This is a genomic window from Porphyromonas sp. oral taxon 278 str. W7784, assembly GCF_000467855.2.
Lineage (GTDB): Bacteria > Bacteroidota > Bacteroidia > Bacteroidales > Porphyromonadaceae > Porphyromonas.
The window spans coordinates 122,184-139,290 of record NZ_KI259228.1 but is presented as its reverse complement, the minus strand read 5'-3'; the positions used below and the strand labels follow the sequence as shown (position 1 = coordinate 139,290).

The following is a 17,107-nucleotide window of genomic DNA, read 5'->3' as shown; positions in this document are numbered from 1 at the left end:
TTTTTCGGCGACCTACCGTAGGTCGTTTTTTCCCCCTTCTCAAGAGCCCCGTTTCCTAGGGTAGAAGCCCCCTGTCTGGCTAAGGGGTGATGTACCCCGAATCTGTGCCGAGAGAATCTGCCCTCTAGGATGGGGGAGCGAGAGTGGGAGGCGGGGCGATAGGGAAGCGCCTCGACCGAGTGCCCTTCCCTTGGGCTCATCCACCTCTCCCTGCTCTACCTTCGTACTCGCTGATCCCTAGGGTAGTGGACAAATCTTGGTATCTTTGCCTTGTATTCAGGTGCCTGATCTTGGGATTGTCTCCCTCATGGCAGAGTGCCGATGCCTTTATTAGAATATGAATAGCGATAGCATTGTCATCATCCCGACCTACAATGAGCGTGAGAATGTCGCTCAGATGATCGATACCGTCATGGGACTCCCTCAGCCCTTCCATCTCTTGATCGTCGACGACGGCTCTCCCGACGGGACTGCCTCGATCGTCCGAGACAAGCAGCGTGAATACCCCGAGCAGGTCCACCTCCTCGAGCGCTCGGGGAAGCAGGGACTGGGTACGGCCTACATCGCAGGCTTCCAGTGGGCGCTGGAGCGTGACTACGAATATATCTTCGAGATGGACTGCGACTTCAGCCACCCACCGATGAAGCTCCTGGAGCTCTATCGGGCGTGTGCTCAGGAAGGGGCAGATGTCTCCATAGGCTCTCGCTATATCCGAGAGGGAGGCGTGAAGAACTGGCCCATGGATCGTATCATGATGAGCCGAGGTGCTTCGCTCTATGTCCGCCTCATCACCTTCATGCCTGTGATGGACCCTACAGCAGGCTTCGTCTGCTACCGTCGCCGTGTGCTGGAGAGCATGGTACTGCCCGAAGTGCACTTCAAGGGCTATGCCTTCCAGATCGAGATGAAGTACACAGCCTACTGCCTTGGCTACAAGATCAAGGAGATCCCCATCATCTTCGAAGACCGAGTCCTCGGTACGTCGAAGATGAATACTTCGATCTTCAAGGAAGCCTTCCTTGGGGTCATGAAGCTCCGCTACTGGCACTCGTTCAAGGGGTTCCCTCGGGGCAAACGCAACCACTCCGCTTAACTACCTCGCACGATGAACTCCCACGTACTCCGAAGAGGACTCCTCCTCTCAGGGCTCCTCTTGGTATCGGTCACTGCGCCCGCCCAGACCGTCACCAGTGAGACGCTCGCTCGGCTCATCGAGATGCCCCTGAAGAATATCTTCGTCGAGTATCCCAATAAGACGAGTCACGTCGTCCTAGATAGCCTCGACGTCCTTCACTCCTCCCCTAGAGAGCTCCATCCTGCCTTCTATGGCTCCTACGACTGGCATAGCTCCGTGCATAGCCACTGGATGCTCTCCGAGGTGCTCTTCACCTATCCTCAGATCTCCTCGAGAGCGGAGATCATCCAGGCCTTCGACCAGCACTTCACCGAGGAGAATATGCGTGGTGAGGCGGCCTACTTCGATAGGAAGCACTCGGGCAACTATGAGCGTACCTACGGATGGGCTTGGCTACTGAAGCTCTCCGAACAGCTACACCTCCTCGCTACCCAGAGCTCTGATGCTGAGCTACGCTCCAAGGCCTCTACTTGGCTCAAGCACGTGGATATCCTCTCGGAGAAGATCGTGACGAAGTGGAAGGCCTACCTGCCGAAGATGACCTATCCCAACCGCATCGGGACGCACTCCAATTCCGCCTTCGCCCTTGGCTTCGCACTAGACTACGCCCGTGTCCGTGACGATAGAGAACTAGAGAAAGCCCTCGTAGAGAAAGCTCGTCAGCTCCATCTCTCAGACAAGAGAGCTCCCGCTGAGTGGGAGCCCAACGCTACGGACTTCTTCTCTCCGACGCTCATGGTGGCCGACCTCATGACTCGGGTACTCCCACAGCGGGAATATGTGCGCTGGCTCTCTAGCTACTTCACACCCGCAGGGATCACTCGCCTCTGTGAGAAGCCCGTGGTGAGTGACCTGACGGACTACACGATCGTACATCTGGTGGGGCTGTCCTTCACCCGTGCTTGGTCGATGGCTCGTATCTCGGGCTACCTCCCCAAGGGACATCCCCTGAAGGCACGCTTTGCCCGTGTGGCTAGTGAAATGTATGCCGAGGGGATGAGTCAGATCTTCCGCTCGGACTACGGAGGAGACCATTGGCTGGCTTCCTTCGCTCGCTATGCAGAAGAGGTACTGAAGGCTAACCACCTCAAGTATTAGTCCCACCCTCCAGCGATCACTCCTCCTCCCCTCCAGCGATGCGTATCGGCCAGATCATAGCGCAGTGGTTCCATGGGATAGGCGTGTGGCTCAACCGCCACAGCAATATCCGTATGGGGCTCATCGTCCTCTCCATCCTCTTCATCATCGTCTCCCTCGTAGCCTCCGATAGGCTCATCAATAAGATGGCAGAGGAGGAGCGTGTGAACATGGAGATCTGGGCTAATGCCACCCAGGCTACCAGCACCAACGATATCTCCACGACGCTCATCTATCTCTCACGCATCCTCGAGTCGAACCCCTCCATCCCTACCATCATCACCGATCAGGAGGGGCGCATCATCAGCTACCGTAATATCGATCTGCCGAAGAAGGATGCAGAGGCCTATCTCTATGAGAAGCTTGCCTCCTTCCGCAACGGCTATCCTCCCATAGTGATGGAGGGACTAGCCGAACCGCAGTACCTATACTATTCCGATAGCCACGTCCTGCGTCAGCTCCATCTTTTCCCCTACATCCAGCTCTTTGTCTTCCTCCTCTTCCTCGGGGTATCCATCGTGGCTCTCGTCAGTCTCAAGAAGTCCGACCAGAACCGTATCTGGGAGGGTCTGGCACGAGAGACAGCGCACCAGCTCGGTACACCTACCTCATCTCTGATGGCATGGAAAGAGTATCTGGAGAGCATGGGTACAGAGGAGTTCATCACCAGCGAGATGGAGAAGGATATCGAGCGTCTCGGTGTCATCGCCGACCGCTTCCAGAAGATCGGCTCTGCCCCCAACCTCAAGCCCAAGGACCTACAGACCGTATTAGCTAATGCCGTTCGCTATATGCAACCCCGCATATCGGAGCAGATCAAGCTCGTACTACCTCCCTCACTGGAGGAGGCGATCGTCGTACAGCTCAGCGAGCCCCTCATGGCATGGGTCTTCGAGAACCTCATCAAGAATGCCGTCGACGCTATGGCGGGCAAGGGACAGATCACCTTCACCTATCATCTCAAGGATCAGTGGGTCTATGTCGACATCACGGATACAGGGAAGGGGATCCCCAAGAGCAAGCAGAAGGCGATCTTCCGCCCAGGTGTCACTACCCGTCAGCGCGGCTGGGGACTGGGCCTCTCGCTAGCTCGGCGTATCGTCGAGGAGTACCACGGTGGGCGCATCTACGTCAAGCACTCAGAGCTGGGTGTAGGCACGACCTTCCGCATCGAGCTACCCCGAGAGTTCGAATAGTACCTCCCATCCATTCCCATTCTAGCTACACCACCTTATGGCCGAGCACCTCTATCTACAGGCTTCCTCCCGCACCGAGCGCTATCGGGAGCTCTATCCCCAGCTACAGGGACTCCTCAGCCGAGAGACTAATCTCATCGCTAACCTAGCTAATACCGCCGCAGCACTGCGTCAAGTCTTTGGCTTCTTCTGGGTAGGCTTCTACCTTGTGGAGGGAGATCAGCTCGTGCTAGGCCCCTTCCAAGGCGAAATCGCCTGTACACGCATTGCTCGAGGGCGAGGGGTATGTGGTACGAGTTGGCACACAGGGCAGACTCTTGTCGTCCCCGATGTAGATGCCTTCCCTGGGCATATCGCTTGCTCCTCCTCTTCTTGCTCGGAGATCGTCGTCCCCTTGAGAAATACCGAGGGAGAGATCGTGGGTGTCCTCGATATAGATAGTGATCAGCTCTCGGACTTCACTGAGGAAGTTGATCGCCCAGCTCTAGAGCAGATTGTCGAGCTCCTTGCTCCTCTATTCTCTAGATGAAGTAGTGAAGACCTCTTCATCCCTTAGGCTCTCCTACAGAGAGCACACCGACGCTCTGCACCTTCGATGGACGCTTCCTCCCTCGAAGAGCCTCTGGGCAAGAGCCCTTCTCCTTGACGCTCTTCAGGGTAAGCTCCCACCCTTAGCCTTCGCTGAAGGCACCCCACAGGATATCTTAGCGCTATATACCGCTCTCCTTGCTTGCCAAGGGGGAGCGGAGGAGGTCTGTGTGTCGGAGTCAGGTACGGCGATGCGCTTCGTCTGTGCTTACCTCTCTGTTACGACCCAGCACCCCGCGAGGCTCTTCGGTACGGGTCGCCAGCATGAGCGACCCATAGCCCCACTGTTCGAGGCGCTACGGAGCCAAGGGGCTAAGATCACCTATCTAGACCATGAGGGCTATCCCCCGCTACTTATCGAGCCCAGTACCATCGCTTGGCAGGGCTGTGAGCTGGATGCCTCTGCCAGTTCGCAGTATCTGAGCGCCCTCCTCCTCCTTGCCCCCCTGCTCCCCGTAGGCTTCGGGATCGATACACGGCGCTATGGACTTGCCTCTCGTCCCTATGCCTTAATGACAAAAGCCCTGCTCCAAGAGCAAGGCTTTGTGTGGGAAGAAGAGCCTAGTGGTCTCTTCTGCTACCGAGGTAAGAGGGGGGAGGGTAGCCAAGGCACATCTATCCTAGATCGAGGCTACGAAGCGGACTGGAGTGGAGCATCCTATGCCTTTGCATGGCTCTCGCTCCTTCCTCTGGGCTCGACTATGGAGCTCCCAGGCTTGTGCTATCCCTCTCTGCAAGGGGATGCGGGCTATCTCGTGTCCTTTTTCAAGGAACTTGGAGTGAAGACCCTACCTGATGGACGAGGTGTGAAGCTCCAGAGGATAGAGCATGCTGATACCATAGCCTCCTTTACAGCCTCCATGCACGAGTGCCCCGACTTGGTGCCAGCTCTGGTCACTGCTCTGGTAGGGCAGGGAAGACCCTTTACCCTCACGGGCGTGGCACATCTACGCATCAAGGAGTCGGATCGCTTGGAGGCTCTGCGGGTAGAGCTAGCTAAGCTCCGTGTAGAGCTTACCCTCGGGGAAGACTCGATCTCATGGGATGCTCACGCTTGGATAAGACCAATGGAATGCCCTCCGATCCTCGCTACCCATGGAGATCACCGCATAGCGATGGCGCTCTCCGTCCTCACAATACCTGTGGGGACTGTGCTCCTAGAGCATCCCGAGGTCGTGAGCAAGAGCTTCCCTCGCTACTGGGAGGAGCTTATCCCCTTCTTGATGGTAGAGGAGAACTAGCCTTCGCTCTGGAGCGTCAGCTTGTAGCTCGTAGGCGAGGTGCGCTCACAGGTGAAGTGCTTGCCTAGCAACCCTTCCTTGCGAACATAAGCCAATGCAGCAATGAGGTAGTACTCACGTAGCTTCTCAGCGGAGACACGGATCGTCTCCCAAGCCTCGTGCACGGCTTCGAGGGTCAATGCGACCTCAAGACGGAAGTGGATGGGGTCTTCGGGGGAGACAGCTGAGAGTGTGTATTCTAGGTAGTTCCCCTTCTCCCAAGACTCCATCATCAGGATGCTCGTCACCTGCGTATAGAGCGCATAGGCATCTTCGCCCGCAAAGACGATCTCGGGGTAAGACATGGTATAGCCTTGGTTGTGATAGAATCGTGCCCAAGGGAAATGAGGGGGCAGACGGTCAAGGGATAAGCGTCCCGTGGCGGGGAGCTGTGAATGGTCTAAGGTAGCCATAGGGAGAGGGGAATAAGGTAAATCGATAGGATATGAGACGAGAGTAAGGAGAGCGTGACCCAAGCGAGGATGCTGGGGTCACGCTCTTCTCGGTCACGTGTGCTCTGTGTCGCTCGGCTTAGGGAGCATCAGGAGCGAACATAGGGTCCCAAGCGGGGAGCTGTACGGGCTTCGTCTTCAAGAGGTCAAGCACCTTCTGCGTAGCGTACTTCTTGTTTACTACGAGACGGAAGGTATAGGCATCGAACCACGCATCGGTCATGATGATATGGCCCTTGACACCCGACTTCTCTCCCCAGCTATTCTCTACCTTCCACTTCACGGGCTTACCCGAAGCATCGAGGTCAACAGCCTTGAGGGTCATGGCGTGCGTCGAGCCACTATCGAAGGTCTGGATACGCTCAGCCTTATCCATGTCGAAGGGATAGCCAAGGAGCGAAGCATAGTCATAGTTGTCCAGCGCTGCGATGCCCTTAGAGCTACTCAGCTCACGACCTACGTCGCAGGAGTAGTATATCATCGTATTGTCCTTGAGCGAAGCGATAGCCATCTGCTTGATCTCGTCCATGGGGAGGTTGACGTAGGTCCAGTTCTTACCATCGTAAGCGTGGCGGTCGTACTCGATCTCATAGACCTTGTAGAAGGGGCGAGAGGGGTCATTCATCAGCATGACGAACTGATCACGTAGGTCTACGCCGACAAAGCGCTCGTAGAAGGACTGAGGCGTATAGGTCTCGGTGGAGATCGCCTTACCATCCTTATCCTTCAGGGTGTAGGAGAAGGAAGTGGGGGGCACACCAAGGTTGAGGCTCAAGAGACGATAGACCTGCTTGAGGCATGTCTCCTTGAGCTTGCGGAGCTGGGTGAGGGACTCTCCCTTGGCAGCAGCCTTGCGGATCTTGATCCCTGACTGGCGTAGTGTGCGAGCGATCATCTTACCCATCAGCTTCGTGTCATTGCTCGAGTGGGTCTCGGGCATCACTTCGGCGGGGACGACACCATACTTGATGAGGTTGTCTGAGATACCGGTGAACTGACCTCCGTCACCAATAGGATTCTGGAAGAGCCATACTACCTTCTTGTCATCGACAGCGAGCTTGCGTGTCTCGATGATCCCTTCGAGGAAGAGGTTCGCCTTCTCCAGCTGGTCCCAGAAGAAGGAATAGTTCTGCGAGAAGAAGAAGGTGCCTGACTTCTCCCGAGTCATCAGCTGAGCACGAAGGACATTGAGTCCCGTGAAGAGCCAGCAACGTCCACTCTGCTTCTGGTCGGTGATCCCTGAGCTCTGGACTTCTACCGAGAAGGTGTCGTCGATGGTCTGAGGGCGCTGGTTGTTGACGAAGAAGTCTCGCATGCCCTGGACGGCGATGGCGTTGTGTAGGGCCTTCTCCGTAGGAGTGGTAGGTTCACTGCGGCGAAGCTCTTCGAGGAACTTAGGCGTGATAGCCCCGTCCTGCGAGCTCTGAGCATAGAGTCCCGAGGATAGCCCTGAGAGGAGGAGGCTGAGGGCTAAGGAGGTCGTTAGGATGGATCGCATAGCGTGTTGGTGATAGGTGAGGGGGATTATGGGTTCTGCTCCTTGTCGAACCAAGAAGCGTACATCTGATAGTTGTTGGCAATACGTTCGTTGAGCTCCTTGCTCTGCTCAGGGGAGACCTTCTTGATGAACTTAGCAGGTACGCCCGCCCATAGGCTATAGGGCTCGATGACCGTCTTGGCTAGGACCACCGATCCAGCAGCTACGATAGCCCCTTCGCCTACCAAGGCATCGTCCATCACCACCGAACCCATGCCGATGAGGGCATAGTCACGGATATGGCATCCGTGGAGTGTGACATTGTGCCCGACGGAGACATTGTCCCCGATCTCGATGGTCGACTTCTGGTAGAGGGTGTGGAGGACGGAGCCGTCCTGGATATTGACATTGTTGCCGATGCGGATCGAGTTGACATCTCCACGGAGGACGGTATTGAACCACACGCTGCAGCCCTTCCCTAGGACGACATCACCGACGACGGTTGCATTGACGGCGAGGAAGCAGTCCTCTCCGATCTGAGGCTCGATGCCTCGTACTGTCTGTATGAAAGCCATTAGAATCTTAGATTGTTAGTATGTACAAAGTTAACCATTCCTAGGCGTTATCGGCTAGCCTCTGTGCGAAGGAGCGATAATAATAGTCAGTCCCCCTACAAACCGAGCGATCGGAAGGGGGGCTTCTCCACGGATGAGGGTATGCCTTTCTCCTCCCTAGAGAGCATAGAAGAAATAGCAAGGGAGGCGCCCTACCTCACCGCCCCTGTGGAGGGGACGGTGAGGCGGGGCGCAACATGGCGGTATACTCCCCCTCGGGCTCTGCTTCAAGGGAGGCTCGGTAAGGTGGTCGATGATAGCCCCCTTTTCCGACCCATTCATGGGTCCTCGAAGGGACCCTTGAATGGGGGACAGCGGTGACCCATGAATGGGTCGCTCTTACGACCTATGTATGGGTCGTAATTACACCTCACGGCCGGGTTTATCAAGCTCCAAGGGATTGGTGTGGATCGCTCAGCATGCAGATACCCCACCACGACCCGAAGGTCATGGTGGGGTATCTCAAGTGTAGGGCGCTTCGCTAGGGGTAGCTAGGCGTGGAGGAGTGTCTTCGGGAGGGTCACCAGTTGCCACCGTCCCGAGGCAGTTGGATATCCCCCTCTAGGGAGAAGACTAGGAGCAAGTCTTTCGGAGGATGAAACTCGAGGGTCTCAGCTCGGGGAGCTTGGTATAGCTTCCGCTGGTGTGTCGCTTCCATCGTCGTGTGTGTTTGATGGGGTGGACTAGCTACTTGCTCTCAAGGACGAGGTTCGTGTTGAAGAAGATCCCAGACTTGGTCTGAGCCTTAGGCGTGCGTAGTCTCATCTGGGCGCTCTCAAGAGGTACGAACTGATCATTTTGCTTCATACGAGCCTCTAGCCAGCCTCGGCCAGGGACGGGAGCATAGACGGCAAATCGTAGTACGAAAGGCTTGCTTACACCTGGATCCTGATACTGAGCAGTAGCATTGTGCCCGATCTCGAAGAGACTCTGCAGGTCGTAGTCGGTGTAGTCCTGATCACCTTGCTGGATAGCTACGAGACGAGGAGCCGTGTGATCTTTGGTAGGGAGCGCTACCCTCACACCAGCAGCACCGAAGCCATGGAGCTTGATCCCTCCGATCGTCTGCTTCGCACCCGACTCATTGCGGATAGAAGCCATGAAGAAGGCACCAGAGAGCTTGAACTTAACATTGGAGGCTGAGAGGTCAGAACTACGACCAGGGATCTTCTGGAGGTCATTACCTTCACTGGCGAAGATGACTTCATTGCTGACCTTCTGGTCGACCTGGCTGTAGGAGGCCTTGCCACAGTGGAATTCGGCCTCCTCTACGGTCTTGCCTGCCTCTTGCTTGAGGCCAATGTAGATGGATAGCTTGTTGTACGTCTTCTTGGGATCAGTGGGTACATCTCCTATGAAAGAGAGTCGTGTGCCTACTCGCTCACCAGCCTTGAGGGTGATAGCCGAGGCGACATAGTCCCCGGTCTCATCATTGTAGAGATAGGCGATGGCTGGTACTAGTTCGTTGGGGTCGAATCGAGCGGTGATGCGCTTGACACGGTTCTCCTCATCTCTTGCACCTGTCTCTAGGTTGAGGTAGCGAGCTTCTTCTCGTTCGTCTACTTCGCCTTCGATAGAGATCGAGATGGAGTTGCCATCCTTAGGCTTTTTAGGAGCGGGGTCATCGCCTGATGTCTTACAGGAGGTGATTAAAAATAAGGCACCGATAAGTAGAGAGAAAGCTGTCTTAATCTTCATACTCTTCAAACTTTTAAATTAGATAACTAGAAAAACAAAAGAGACACCTCGAGGAGTAGGGACCCCTGTGAAGCATCTCTATAATTCAATTCGGACAAAAAATAAGGGCAGTCGTCCCCTCTAGAGGAGGGGGCATAGGGAGCCCTCCAACTAAGGTACTCCTATCGGCACTGCCATCAGTGGCGACTGAAGTGCCCTGCCTCGGCGTACTATGGTGAAGCGTCTTCATCTTGACCTCGGGCTTAGCTTGGACTTAGTTAGCTTGGACTTAGTTTGATCTTGATTTCTTTTTACGAAGGTATACAATTATTGTAGAGAAAAAAAACAAATCGAGGGTATAATAAGAGCCCCTACCTGTCGTTGCTGGAGGGCGTAACAGGTAGGGGCTCAGAGGAGTAGGGTGGGAGATCCCTGATGGCAAGCGAGGAGGGCTCCTCTTGTACAGGGTCGAAGTCTCCTCTAGGGTATGCTTAGTGGGCGAGCATCTCTTCGGTGATGTTAGAGAACTTGCTGTCCTTGATGTTGCGGAAGCTTACCCCTGCTCCATCCCAGTAGGTGGGGAAGCCACCACGTACAGCACCGATGAAGATGAGGCGGATCTTGTGCCATCCAGCCTGAAGGGCTACACTCTTGTCACGACGGCTGAACTTAGCTACCTCGCCACTATTGTCCACGAGGAGCTTCCCATCGATATAGAGCTGATCGAGATCCGTGGAGAAGACATAGACTCCGTCGGTGGGGATCTTCACATAGCCCTCACCGATGACGGCCTTAGGCTTGATCTCGTCCATATGGTTCTTGACCACGTCGGGACGAAGGTCTTGCGTGCGCTTAGCCACACCCTCGGTCCAGTTCATCACACCGAGCAGGTCTGAGGTCTGATAGTAGCTACCGATGGAGGTCTTCGTGCGAAGGCCTGGGGTAGGATTCGCTACCTGGAGGGCTGGGGCAAGGGTCTGCTTCTCGAAGGTGATATCACGCACCGGACTGGTCTTCCCTGATGGGAGGATAGAGGCGACACGGATGACCTCGCTCTTGGTGACCTTGAGGGGTGCTCTGTAGGTCTCTGAATAGAGGGTGGGGAGGCTCCCATCACGGGTATAGACGATGCGGATAGGACGGCTGGAGGTGAGGGTCAGCTCAGCGCTGTCGGTGAAGGCGATGAAGTTCAGCGACGCTACCTTCTTCTCATAGCTCTCCTTAGGATCTACGCCGGGTAGAGGTTGCTCAGGCTGAGGGATGTGGTACTTCGCCCCATGCATATCTAGACGCACATAGGCATTGTCCAGACGACGGGTGAAGTCCTTGAAGTCACGATGAGAGATGGGGGACCAGACGGCTTCGGCAAGGGCGATCTCACGAGGGAAGGCACGGTACTGCATCAGCTCCGTGGTGTAGAGGTATTCGGCCCAGAGGTTGGTCTGTGCGCCCTTGATATGGTGGCGCTTGTCGGGGGCAATAGCCTCGGGGATGGGGTTGTAGTTGTAGACCTTCTCCAGAGGAGCATAGCAGCAGATAGCCACAGGCTCGATCTTGGGGTCTCCCTGATAATGGTCGATATAGAGCCCTCCGCTACCTGGGGTCATGATCACATCATGGCCCATATTGGCCGACTGGATACCTCCATCTTCGCCACGCCAGCTCATGACGGTAGCCGAGGGGGCAAGACCGCCCTCGAGGATCTCATCCCATCCGATGAGCTTCTTGCCATGGGCAGCGAGCATCTTCTCGGCACGACGGATCACGTAGCTCTGGAGCTCATGTTCGTCCTTGAGCCCTTCGTCCTTGATGCGCTTCTGGCAGTTAGGGCATTCCTTCCAGCGGTCCTTGGGGCATTCGTCCCCACCGATATGGAAGTATTCGCCGGGGAAGAGAGGTACGACCTCATTGAGTACATTCTGGATGAACTCGAAGGTAGATTCCTTGCCAGCGCAGTAGACATCATCCTCGACGCCCCAGATATTACGTACGCTGTACTTACGGCGATTAGGGAAGCAAGTGAGTTCGGGGTATGAGGCGATAGCACCCATACCATGCCCCGGCATCTCGATCTCAGGGATGATCGTCACGAAGCGATCCTGAGCATAGCGTACGATCTCACGAACCTGATCCTGCGTATAGAAGCCACCATAGCGACTGCCATCACCCTCGGTACGCCACGCTCCTACTTCAGTGAGGCGAGGGTACTTCTTGATCTCGATGCGCCAGCCCTGGTCTTCGGTCAGGTGCCAGTGGAGCTTATTGATCTTGAACATGGAGATGATATCGATGTGCTGCTTCATCTCCTCGACGGTGAGGAAGTGGCGACATACGTCGACCATCACCCCACGGTACTCGAAGGCAGGCTCGTCCTGGATGCTCAGAGCTGGGATCTCGTATGAAGAGGCACCGAGGATCTGGTGTGAAGCCTCTACCTCGGCAGGGAGGAGCTGCATCAAGCTCTGGAATCCCCAGAAGAGGGCCTTCGCTGTGCGACCGACGATCTCGATACCAAGCTTGGAGGAGTGGAGTGTATATCCTTCGTCGCCGAGGGCTAGCTTAGGATCGATGCGGACGAAGATACCTCTCTGCGCTGCCTTGTTCCCCTGTACGGCTCGGAGGGTGAAGCCTGTGGAGCGGTTGATCTTCTCGGTGAAGAAGCGGGCGATTGTCAGAGCTGAATCTCCCGAGGCGATGACGGGGGTCGTAGCCACGAGAGCGAAGCCTGTCTCCTTGCGCAGTTTGAGTTGCTTAGGACGAGGGATGATGTTGATCCCCTCGTTGTATGAAGGGGTGAGGACTGATACCTTGAAGGTAGCACTAGCGGACAGAGCGGTAGCCCCTCCGATACAGAGAGCTAGCGCACAGGCCATTCGTGTAAATAACTTCTTCATAGAGTCTATTAGGGTTGATGTGATGGGGCTGAGGTAGCTCAGAGAAGGGAGCTACACCTGTACAGCACACCATACAAATATATAGATAATAACGAATAGCCCGAGGCCTTCCCCCAAGCGGATATACTCCTTCGGGGCAAGGTCTCGGGCTACTTACTGTGCCCGCTCCTAGTGTGTCGGCGACACTAGCTAGCTAAGTCTGATGGCCTCTACCAAGCGAAGATAGGGTAGGCGGACATCATCTCGTTGACCTCCTTGCGGACAGCAGCGATGACTGCTTCGTCTTCGGGGGCAGAGAGCACACGGTCTATGAGGGAGACGATGTACTCCATCTTATCTTCCTTGACGCCACGGGTAGTGATCGCAGGCGTACCTACTCGGATACCTGAGGTCTGGAAGGCAGAGCGGCTGTCGAAGGGCACCATGTTCTTATTGACCGTGATGTCTGCTGCTACGAGGGCCTTCTCTGCTACCTTCCCGGTCAGTTCGGGGAACTTACCACGCAGGTCGATGAGCATGCAGTGATTGTCCGTACCGCCGGAGACGACGCCGTAGCCACGGCGTACGAAAGCCTCGGCCATAGCCTGAGCGTTCCTCTTGACCTGTAGGCCATATTCCTTGAACGAGGGCTGTAGAGCTTCGTAGAAGGCTACGGCCTTAGCTGCGATGACGTGCTCTAGAGGACCGCCCTGGACGCCTGGGAAGACGGCAGAGTCGAGCAGAGCAGACATCTTCTTGATCTCGCCCTTAGGAGTGGTCTTGCCCCAAGGGTTGTCGAAGTCCTTACCCATGAGGATGATCCCCCCACGAGGACCACGCAGTGTCTTGTGCGTCGTCGAGGTGACGATGTGGGCGTACTTCACGGGGTTCTCTAGGAGACCTGCTGCGATCAGCCCAGCGGGGTGAGCCATATCGACGAGGAAGATAGCACCTATCTTGTCTGCGATCTCACGGATGCGCTTGTAGTCCCATTCACGGGAGTAAGCTGAGCCCCCGGCTATGATGAGCTTGGGCTTGTGCTCCAGTGCACGCTGCTCCATCTGATCGTAGTCTACACGACCCGTATCCTCACGGACATTGTAGTCGATAGCGTGGTAGAGGATCCCCGAGCTATTGACAGCGGAGCCGTGGGAGAGATGGCCTCCGTGGGCGAGGTTGAGCCCCATGAAGGTGTCGCCAGGGTTGAGGCACGCCAGGAGCACGGCCATGTTAGCCTGGGCTCCCGAGTGGGGCTGTACGTTGGCCCACTCAGCGCCGAAGAGCTGCTTGATGCGGTCGATAGCCAGTTGCTCGGACTTATCTACCACTTCGCAGCCACCATAGTAGCGCTTGCCTGGATAGCCTTCAGCATACTTATTGGTCATGCAGCTACCCATAGCCTTCATGACTTCTTCACTGACAAAGTTCTCAGAGGCAATGAGCTCAATCCCCTTGAGTTGTCGTTGGCGTTCCTCTTCAATCAGAGTGAAGATAGCGGAGTCGTTCATAGTTCTTTCCGATGTTATTGTTTGGATGATATAGTTGAGTGTCGTACTCTCGTGTTTAGAAGTTTCGTGCTTCGTCTATATGTCTGTGAGGCAAAGATAACAATAGTCTCCAGATAAGCCTAGTTTTCTCGATATATCTTATAGGAGGCTCTGGATGGGGCTCTTCCCGAAGGCCAGTGGCGGGGGCGAAGTTGGGTTTAATGTACTGGTAATTAGTGGATTCGTTTGGTTAAGGTCACTTAGGTGCTACCTAAGTCTTTCCTCGCTTTAGGCGGTGAAGAAGTGGGGAGAAGCACAGCGAGAATAACTTAAATATTTCAATAAGCCCCTTCGCTTCGCCTGCTCGCTTTGAGGCAGGAAGCTCTGCTGGGAGAGGAGACTTGGGAGGGGGTATTCGGAAGGGGGAGCTTCGCCCTTCTCCAGCCCGTGCTTTAGCCCCCTTGATCGGGGTACTACGAAGACCCGGTTTAGCGGGGACCTACGGTAGGTCGTCATCAAAACCTACTGTAGGTCGTCGATGCGACCCACGGTAGGTCGTTAAGACGACCTACAGTAGGTTTTTTCGGCGACCTACGGTAGGTCGTTTTTGAGGGGTCTGAGAAGTCGCTCTAGAAGCGGGCTTTCGAAGCCCTCCGAAGTCGCCCATCTTCATCCTCCCGAAGACGGGGGAGGATTCACCCTCTGGCAGAGCACAGGGAAGAGCGAAATCACCCTGCAGAGCGTAAAAATCTTCTAAATAGCTATCTTTGCCTAGAAAATTTGTTTAACTAGCTCAGTAAGTAATCACAATGGGAAAATTCATTCAGGAGTTTAAGGACTTTGCTCTCAAGGGCAATGTGATGGATATGGCTGTCGGTATCATCATCGGTGGTGCTTTCGGTAAGATCGTCACCTCGCTGGTCAACGACATCATCATGCCCCCTATCGGTCTCATCACGGGGAGCAGTTTCACCGATGCTAAGGTCGTCCTCCGCCCTGCAGAAGTAGATGCTGCTGGTGAGACGGTCAAGGAAGCGATCGAGCTGAACTGGGGTAACTTCGTCCAGACGACCGTAGACTTCTTCATCATTACCTTCTGTATCTTCCTCCTCATCAAGGCGATGAACTCCTTCCGTAAGAAGGAAGAAGCTCAGCCTGCCGAGCCTGCACCAACGCCTGAAGACATCCAGCTCCTGCGCGAGATCCGCGACGAACTGAAGCGTCGTGGCTAGTCGCTAGACAGCACAGCAGACCTCTCACCCCTCTGGCTCCGACGGCAGAGAGGTAAACGAAAAAGCGCCACCCCAAGGACTTGGGGTGGCGCTTCGCTATTTAGGGGGCTTAGTGGCGGAAGAGGTGCTTGAACTCGTCTGCGTAGAGGCGGGAGAGTCCCTTGCGGTTGTCGATGGCTTCGCCTACGACGATCATCGTCGTGAGGGTGAGCTTGTGATCCTTGACGATCTTCGCTAGATCTCGTAGCTCGCCTCGGTAGATGCGCTGGTCGGGCCAGGTGAGGTGATAGCAGGCAGCTACGGGTGTCTCGGGGGGATAATGCTCGAGGAGCTGAGCCTGGACATCCTCTACGATACCAGCACTGAGGAAGATGCACATGGTGCTCTGCGAACGGGCCAGCAGATGGAGCTTCTCCCGCTCGGGCATGGCGGTACGTCCCTCGCCTCGGGTGAGGATGATCGTCTGGGTCTTCTCGGGGATGGTGAACTGAGAGCGGAGCTCTGCTGCCGCTGCTTGGAAGGAGGAGATCCCTGGGGTGATGTGGTAGCTCATCCCGTATTCGTCGAAGAAGGCCATCTGCTCCTGAATAGCTCCATAGATACAGGGATCACCCGTATGTAGGCGGGCGACGAGTAGCCCCTTGTCGTAGAATTCCTTCATCAGCTGGAATTGCTCCTCGAGGTTCATATCCGCAGAGCTTCGCACCGTAGCACCCGACTTAGCGCATAGGGTCAGCGCCTTCGGCACGAGGCTCCCAGCGTAGAGGATGAGGTCGGCTACCTCGAGGAAGGCCCGCCCACGTATGGAGATCAGGTTGGGATCTCCAGGGCCAGCTCCGATGATCTCGATATGTCCACGGCGCTCGGCACTACGCTCGATGGCCAGGGCAAAGGTGAAGTCATTCCCAGGGTGGACCATCCCCTTCTGTTTGGGCAGGACAATGGAGCCAAGCCCCGCTGCATAGCGGGAGGTGCTCTCAGCTACACCCCATACGCCTGTGACTTCGAAGACCTTCTGTGAGGGGCTCAGTACTTCGACGTCCTTCAGTTCGTCTGCTGTGTAGATCAGGGGCGTGACACCGAGGCGATCGGCGAGTTCGTCCAGGAGTGGCTCGTCCTTCTTCAGGTCGATCGTAGCGAGCTTGCCTATAGCCTCGGGATAGAAACCTAGGCGACGGATCTCCGAGAAGATATGCTCGACGATGTCGGTAGGCTCGCACTGGTAGCGACAGCCGAGACCGAGGCTGAGGATACGGGGCACGAACTGGATCGTAGGCGTCGCTCCTGCATCGAAGCGCTGTGGAGATACGACGAGGACCAGAGCATAGTCCCCGAGGCGAGGTGTGAGCTCTTCCCTAGAGTAGAAGACGTCGACGTGCTCGGCCTTGGTACGCTCCAGCTCTAGAGTTCCCTTGTCCTTGACCTCAAGGAGGAGGGCGGTGCGCTCCTTGTTCGTATAGCGAGCGATGGGCTGATTGAGGCTGGGAGCATTGGTCTCCGTATGCCAGCCGTAGCGCCGGGAGAAGAGGTCAAGCGCCCAGAGACCTGTATTGTCGGTCTGTGTGCTGATGACGGCTTCTGCCCCGAGCAGGCTAGCCAGATCACGGGTGAGCTCGTTGGCTCCGCCCACGTGCCCCGAGAGGACGGAGACGACGAAGCGCCCCGTACTATCTATATTGATCACCGCAGGATCGGTGTACTTGTGCCCGATGAGTGGAGCGATGCTCCGGACACAGATACCCATAGCGCCGATGAAGATCCAGCCTTCGAAGGCGGTGAAGTGCTCCGCTACGAACGACTGGATATGATCGATGTGCTCGACCCCTTCTCCAGGGTGAGTGGAGAAGAGGCGAGCATCAGGATAGCTAGAGAGGATAGGCTTAGCCGTCTGGATCCCTTGAGGTGAGACGGCTAGGATAGCAAGGATCATAGGGGAGGTTTTGTCTGTATGATAAGGGA

Annotated in this window: 13 protein-coding genes; 6 read left to right on the top strand and 7 right to left on the bottom strand. The window is 55.8% G+C overall.

The features are described 5' to 3' along the window. Window positions 1-337 precede the first annotated feature (337 nt). From HMPREF1556_RS02955 to HMPREF1556_RS02935, 5 genes are read left to right on the top strand one after another with little or no spacing between them, the layout of a single operon-like run. Window positions 338-1,093: a polyprenol monophosphomannose synthase gene (locus HMPREF1556_RS02955; RefSeq protein WP_021666749.1), complete on the top strand. Its 756-nt coding sequence runs from the start codon at window positions 338-340 to the stop codon at window positions 1,091-1,093. Window positions 1,094-1,105: 12 nt separating this feature from the next. Next, window positions 1,106-2,233 (top strand): DUF2891 domain-containing protein, encoded by a 1,128-nt coding sequence (locus HMPREF1556_RS02950; RefSeq protein ID WP_021666748.1) that lies wholly within the window; start codon window positions 1,106-1,108, stop codon window positions 2,231-2,233. 38 nt (window positions 2,234-2,271) lie between these two features. After that, window positions 2,272-3,468 carry a PAS domain-containing sensor histidine kinase gene (locus HMPREF1556_RS02945; protein WP_021666747.1) on the top strand — a complete coding sequence of 399 codons (1,197 nt, stop codon included), beginning with the start codon at window positions 2,272-2,274 and terminating at the stop codon, window positions 3,466-3,468. 37 nt (window positions 3,469-3,505) lie between these two features. Further along, window positions 3,506-3,997 (top strand): GAF domain-containing protein, encoded by a 492-nt coding sequence (locus HMPREF1556_RS02940; protein ID WP_021666746.1) that lies wholly within the window; start codon window positions 3,506-3,508, stop codon window positions 3,995-3,997. Window positions 3,998-4,001: 4 nt separating this feature from the next. Next, window positions 4,002-5,297, top strand: a complete 1,296-nt coding sequence (locus HMPREF1556_RS02935) for a 3-phosphoshikimate 1-carboxyvinyltransferase (protein ID WP_021666745.1) — start codon at window positions 4,002-4,004, stop codon at window positions 5,295-5,297. Here HMPREF1556_RS02935 and HMPREF1556_RS02930 read toward each other — a convergent pair. From HMPREF1556_RS02930 to glyA, 6 genes are all read right to left on the bottom strand, one after another. Then, on the bottom strand, window positions 5,294-5,749 hold the full coding sequence (locus HMPREF1556_RS02930; protein WP_157047506.1) for a hypothetical protein: 456 nt from the start codon (window positions 5,747-5,749) through the stop codon (window positions 5,294-5,296). The genes HMPREF1556_RS02935 and HMPREF1556_RS02930 overlap by 4 nt on opposite strands. 118 nt (window positions 5,750-5,867) lie before the next feature. Next, window positions 5,868-7,286, bottom strand: coding sequence for a C1 family peptidase (locus HMPREF1556_RS02925; protein ID WP_021666743.1), 1,419 nt, complete (start codon window positions 7,284-7,286; stop codon window positions 5,868-5,870). A gap of 26 nt (window positions 7,287-7,312) precedes the next feature. Beyond that, entirely contained in the window at window positions 7,313-7,840 is a 528-nt protein-coding gene (locus HMPREF1556_RS02920) for a gamma carbonic anhydrase family protein (protein ID WP_021666742.1), read from the bottom strand. A gap of 726 nt (window positions 7,841-8,566) precedes the next feature. Further along, window positions 8,567-9,577, bottom strand: a complete 1,011-nt coding sequence (locus HMPREF1556_RS02915; RefSeq protein WP_021666739.1) for a hypothetical protein — start codon at window positions 9,575-9,577, stop codon at window positions 8,567-8,569. Between the two features lie 470 nt (window positions 9,578-10,047). Next, complete coding sequence (locus HMPREF1556_RS02910) at window positions 10,048-12,450, bottom strand: family 20 glycosylhydrolase (RefSeq protein WP_021666738.1); 2,403 nt, start codon at window positions 12,448-12,450, stop codon at window positions 10,048-10,050. A gap of 209 nt (window positions 12,451-12,659) precedes the next feature. Beyond that, window positions 12,660-13,937 (bottom strand): serine hydroxymethyltransferase, encoded by a 1,278-nt coding sequence (gene glyA, locus HMPREF1556_RS02905; RefSeq protein ID WP_021666737.1) that lies wholly within the window; start codon window positions 13,935-13,937, stop codon window positions 12,660-12,662. A gap of 788 nt (window positions 13,938-14,725) precedes the next feature. Here glyA and mscL point away from each other — a divergent pair. Further along, window positions 14,726-15,148: a large-conductance mechanosensitive channel protein MscL gene (mscL, locus tag HMPREF1556_RS02900; protein ID WP_021666735.1), complete on the top strand. Its 423-nt coding sequence runs from the start codon at window positions 14,726-14,728 to the stop codon at window positions 15,146-15,148. 109 nt (window positions 15,149-15,257) lie between these two features. Here mscL and cobM read toward each other — a convergent pair whose 3' ends face one another. Further along, on the bottom strand, window positions 15,258-17,078 hold the full coding sequence (gene cobM, locus HMPREF1556_RS02895) for a precorrin-4 C(11)-methyltransferase (RefSeq protein ID WP_021666734.1): 1,821 nt from the start codon (window positions 17,076-17,078) through the stop codon (window positions 15,258-15,260). Window positions 17,079-17,107: the final 29 nt, after the last annotated feature.

Bases quoted from the DNA above. Each gene is read 5' to 3' on its own strand.
- HMPREF1556_RS02955 (WP_021666749.1), top strand. From the start codon at position 338: ATGAATAGCGATAGCATTGTCATCATCCCGACCTACAATGAGCGTGAG.
- HMPREF1556_RS02950 (WP_021666748.1), top strand. From the start codon at position 1,106: ATGAACTCCCACGTACTCCGAAGAGGACTCCTCCTCTCAGGGCTCCTC.
- HMPREF1556_RS02945 (WP_021666747.1), top strand. From the start codon at position 2,272: ATGCGTATCGGCCAGATCATAGCGCAGTGGTTCCATGGGATAGGCGTG.
- HMPREF1556_RS02940 (WP_021666746.1), top strand. From the start codon at position 3,506: ATGGCCGAGCACCTCTATCTACAGGCTTCCTCCCGCACCGAGCGCTAT.
- HMPREF1556_RS02930 (WP_157047506.1), bottom strand. From the start codon at position 5,749: ATGGCTACCTTAGACCATTCACAGCTCCCCGCCACGGGACGCTTATCC.
- HMPREF1556_RS02925 (WP_021666743.1), bottom strand. From the start codon at position 7,286: ATGCGATCCATCCTAACGACCTCCTTAGCCCTCAGCCTCCTCCTCTCA.
- HMPREF1556_RS02920 (WP_021666742.1), bottom strand. From the start codon at position 7,840: ATGGCTTTCATACAGACAGTACGAGGCATCGAGCCTCAGATCGGAGAG.
- HMPREF1556_RS02915 (WP_021666739.1), bottom strand. From the start codon at position 9,577: ATGAAGATTAAGACAGCTTTCTCTCTACTTATCGGTGCCTTATTTTTA.
- HMPREF1556_RS02910 (WP_021666738.1), bottom strand. From the start codon at position 12,450: ATGAAGAAGTTATTTACACGAATGGCCTGTGCGCTAGCTCTCTGTATC.
- glyA (WP_021666737.1), bottom strand. From the start codon at position 13,937: ATGAACGACTCCGCTATCTTCACTCTGATTGAAGAGGAACGCCAACGA.
- mscL (WP_021666735.1), top strand. From the start codon at position 14,726: ATGGGAAAATTCATTCAGGAGTTTAAGGACTTTGCTCTCAAGGGCAAT.
- cobM (WP_021666734.1), bottom strand. From the start codon at position 17,078: ATGATCCTTGCTATCCTAGCCGTCTCACCTCAAGGGATCCAGACGGCT.